The following is a 4,052-nucleotide window of genomic DNA, read 5'->3' as shown; positions in this document are numbered from 1 at the left end:
CCTTTGATTTGGTTTGGAGGAAAAGGAAAGTATGCAGAACACATAATTAATAAGATGCCAGCTCATAAGGTGTACGTGGAGCCATTTGGTGGTGCTGCCCATGTAATTTCACAAAAGCCACCAATTGGCCATGAAGTTTATAACGATATTGATGGTAATGTAGTTAACTTTTTGCTTGTGGCAAGGAGTAATCCAAAAGAGTTACAAAAAGCTTGTGAATCATTACCGTATAGCAGGCAACTGTATGAAAGTTGGAAGAAAGAGCATTTACCTCGAGATCCATTCGAAAAAGCAGTTCGTTGGTTTTATCTCAATAGGTCAGGTATATCAAAAGGTAATGCTGATGAAGTGCCTCAGACGGGTTGGAGAAACAGTACGAAAAGCAATCAAAATCCAGCAAGAGGATATTTAGGTGCTTGCTCGATTATTGAATCGTTTGCCAAGAGAATGCAGGGAACAATGATAGAGCACTTAGATTTTAGAAGCATTATTGAGAAGTACGATAGCAAAGAGACATTATTTTATGTTGATCCTCCATATATCGGTCGTGAAAGGTTCTACGCTGGAGGATTTACGAAGCAGGACCATATAGATTTAGCCAACTTATTAAACAATGTAAATGGGAAAGTGATTTTATCTTATTACGATGATCCATTATTGCATGAACTCTATCCAAATTGGGAAAGAGAAACATTCAAAGCTCATAAGCAAGTTGTTGGCGGATCCGGAGTTGCATGTGAATCAGAAGAAATATTATTTATGAATTTTAGAACAGAGCAAATGAGCTTGTTTAATTAGAACAAAAATTTCATTTTGTAGAAAAGGGGAATGGATATGGACGTGAAGAAACAGCTTGAAAATGTGGTTTGGCATATCGAAACAAATAGAAAAGTGCTAGGAGATAAAAATACGCTGGATGATGTGTTAGTTGCTTTGAAAAGAATGGCAAGTGAAGCGGAAAGCGGACAAACAAAATATTACAGAAATTACGGAAGTGGTCATCCGTATAACTAAAAGAGCAGCTAGTAAATGCTAACTGCTCGGGTAATGGAATATGGTTCGAAATGGGTTGTCTACAGTATTGACGGAATATTGAGTTTTATTCAGGGGAGGAAGAGGAAAATGAGAGAAATCAAGTTTCGCGCATGGGTGTTACAAGATGAAGTTGATGGCGAATATATAGCAGCAGAATATATGGAGGATGATGTGGAATCATTCCATGATCCATTGTATGAACACAAGCAAGGTAATATCGTTTTAATGCAGTTCATTGAGCAAAAGGATTCAGACGGAAATGAAATATACGAGGGAGATGTAGTTACCTGGTATAACCCGATGATTGAAACAGGAGAAAGAATGACAGGCGTTGTTGTATACGATACAAAACAGGCTACATACAAGAAATGTCCTATCAATCTTTATAAAGCCAATGCAGGTGATGGAGGATATACAGGATTTGAGTTTAGATGGTACGACAATGTAAAAGTTTTAGGGAACATTTATGAAAATCCGGAGTTGTTACAAAACTGAACAAAATAATCCTTTGGTAGAAAGTGAGGTTACTAGTTGATTAGAAAGAGAAAGGTAACAACCAAGAAAAAGAATGCGCCGCGGATCAAAAGTATTCCAACCACTGTAGACGGAATACAATTCGATTCTAGAACTGAAGCAAGGTATTACAGGTATTTAAAGAGTAGAGGTGATGTCGCTCAAATCGAGTGCCATCCTTCTTATACTCTCATCCCAGCATTTACGATTAAAAGCAGTTTAACGAAGTCAGGTAAATCTAGAAAGGAATCATTAAAATTCACACCAGACTTTAAAGTGACGTACTCAGATGGACGTGTAGAAGTTGTAGATGTGAAAGGTAGCAAGAAGGCCATTAATGAAGGATTCCCGATACGTAAGAAGCTATGGGAGTATTTAAACAAACAAGAGTTAATTGTTGTGATATGGGACAAGAAGTTAGGTAAATGGACAAGATCATAAAGGAGCTGAGCGGATGACAAAGATATATGTTTGGGATCGTATTGAAGGTAACGATAGAGTTATAGATGTGTATTTTTCTAGACCAGCTCAATTTAGTTATATCGATTGGATTTAATGGATAACGGAACCATGCAGAGTAGATTGGTGGGGGCTACTTTACTAAGCATGTTTCCCTTATTCAACAAAGAGATAGTAAAATTTCACGTACCTTACGTGGTGTTAAAAAGACAAATTCAGAAATAGGGGGATTACAGATGGAGCAATTAGCATTCTTTCCAGAAATCACGAATGAGGAGTACAAGGAGATACAGAGGGAAGTGGCAAAGGCGTTATTCAACTATAGAGCTTTAAAGGTTCGTATGATTAATCAGGAAGAGTGTGCAGCAGAGAATATCAGTAGTCCTTTCGTTGAAGTACGTAATACAAAGAAAATAAAGGATATAAAGTACATTCAAATGAAAAGAGCGTTAGAACATGCACTAGATCCGGAGCAGAGAGAAATTATTGAGAGGAAATATCTTAAAAATGGATTGATGAGCGATAAAGCGGTGAAGGCACAAATGATGATGGAGAATAACTGGTTCTATATACAAAAGAAGCATGCGATTATGGCACTTGCTGAGGCGTTACTTATTATTTAAAAACACGGATAAAATGCGGATAAATTAACGATAAAGGAGCGGATAAGTAGATGCGTGATTCAAATTATCATTATCTTACAAGCTTATTAACGAGCTTTGGACAGCCCTTTGACAACCGCATATCGAAGAGGATTAGTACACCTATAAGTGAAATGTTCTTATGCGAGAATGTCACGTTAACGTATACCGCATAGTAGGGCGGGCACGGCGGTACGAACCCGCGTTAAGACGAAAAGACCAATTAAAACAAATGAAGACATATTCCAGTGTGGCGGGTGTGAGATAACTCGCATTCGTCATGCTGTTTCTAATTTGTATCTATCGTTCAACATAGAAGCCACCTTCTGCGTTGAAAATAGATATAAATCTATTATTCCTGTCATGTTGATTTCTACGAATGGGGGTGTTGCTCATGATTGAGTGAACTCGTTCTAGAAAATCTATATGTTTTGGATTAATACATTTTAAAAGATCTGCTGTATACGTAGCTTGATGATAGTTCATATAGTAATTACTCACGATTCTTACTACATGGGCGTGTAGTCAGGGTGTAAAGAGACTAGTCACCTCTTTACTACAGCCAATATACATCCTATCGTGTTTAATCCCCTTTTCACGATACATCCCCTATATTGGTTGTAGTAAGGCGGTGGAAAAAGGCAATACCGTCTTGATGTGAATATAAAGATTGATTCCCTTTATATTCGACAATATTTATATCTCATCTGTCACGGGACGAAATATAACAAAAACGGTTTGCGAAGGCCATGCGACAGCCGAAGTATTGACCGACTCTGCGGAGTATAAACGAGAAGATTCCTAGTCTTCTCCCAGTCACCGAACACAGGGCGTGTAGCCATACTAGTTGATGCGGTGGCTTGGAGAAGGTTGAGAGTAATCTTGACCTTGAAATGATTGCGAAATTCCCCTTTCGTGAATGATTTCTCCCATCCCCTTTAATATTTTTATAAGCCGTAAAAGAGCTGTCGCTTCGGTGATGGCTTTTTTGTTTTTTGTAAACTAGGGATTATCAATTATGTTAGTTCCTAGTTTAGAGAGAATAAAATTCTTTACTATATAGAAATTACACATTAAACGTAAAACAGAACAAAATGGACATTTGGTTAGGAGGATAAGGATGAGTGAACAGAAGAATGCATTGTCATTAAAGGTAGACGTTGATACAAAAGAAGCAAATGAAAGTATTAGAGAATTAACTGCTGCAGCTAATGAGTGTGTAGAAGCTTTTGAAAGATTAGAGAAGATTATGAGTAGATTCGAAAAGAAACCAGTGCAGATGTTAAACTTTAGTCCAGTTATTAAAACGACCGTAAGTGCAAGTGAAATAGCTGAAGTGGTGTGTAGAGGAACACGAATATAAAAGTGATTAAACCAATAGCAATTATCGTAGGCGCTGCCGTG

The 4,052-nt window shown here is 37.6% G+C and carries 6 protein-coding genes; all 6 read left to right on the top strand.

Going from position 1 to position 4,052, the window contains the following annotated elements; translation table 11 throughout:
- The coding region (locus ACY191_RS05960) for a DNA adenine methylase (protein ID WP_463269941.1) at positions 1-798 on the top strand (798 nt) is incomplete at its 5' end.
- Positions 799-828: 30 nt separating this feature from the next.
- Entirely contained in the window at positions 829-1,014 is a 186-nt protein-coding gene (locus tag ACY191_RS05955; protein ID WP_463269940.1) for a hypothetical protein, read from the top strand.
- A gap of 108 nt (positions 1,015-1,122) precedes the next feature.
- The gene (locus tag ACY191_RS05950; protein ID WP_263039235.1) at positions 1,123-1,530 is read left to right on the top strand and encodes a YopX family protein; all 408 of its coding nucleotides are present in this window, start codon (positions 1,123-1,125) and stop codon (positions 1,528-1,530) included.
- 36 nt (positions 1,531-1,566) lie between these two features.
- Positions 1,567-1,989, top strand: a complete 423-nt coding sequence (locus tag ACY191_RS05945; RefSeq protein WP_463269939.1) for a DUF1064 domain-containing protein — start codon at positions 1,567-1,569, stop codon at positions 1,987-1,989.
- A gap of 254 nt (positions 1,990-2,243) precedes the next feature.
- Complete coding sequence (locus ACY191_RS05940) at positions 2,244-2,630, top strand: ArpU family phage packaging/lysis transcriptional regulator (RefSeq protein ID WP_073340235.1); 387 nt, start codon at positions 2,244-2,246, stop codon at positions 2,628-2,630.
- Between the two features lie 1,138 nt (positions 2,631-3,768).
- Positions 3,769-4,011, top strand: coding sequence for a hypothetical protein (locus ACY191_RS05935; protein ID WP_463269938.1), 243 nt, complete (start codon positions 3,769-3,771; stop codon positions 4,009-4,011).
- Positions 4,012-4,052 lie beyond the last annotated feature (41 nt).

This window comes from Staphylococcus sp. TCBT05, assembly GCF_055179755.1.
Note: the sequence above shows the minus strand (reverse complement) of the source record. Positions and strands in the feature narration are given on the sequence as shown.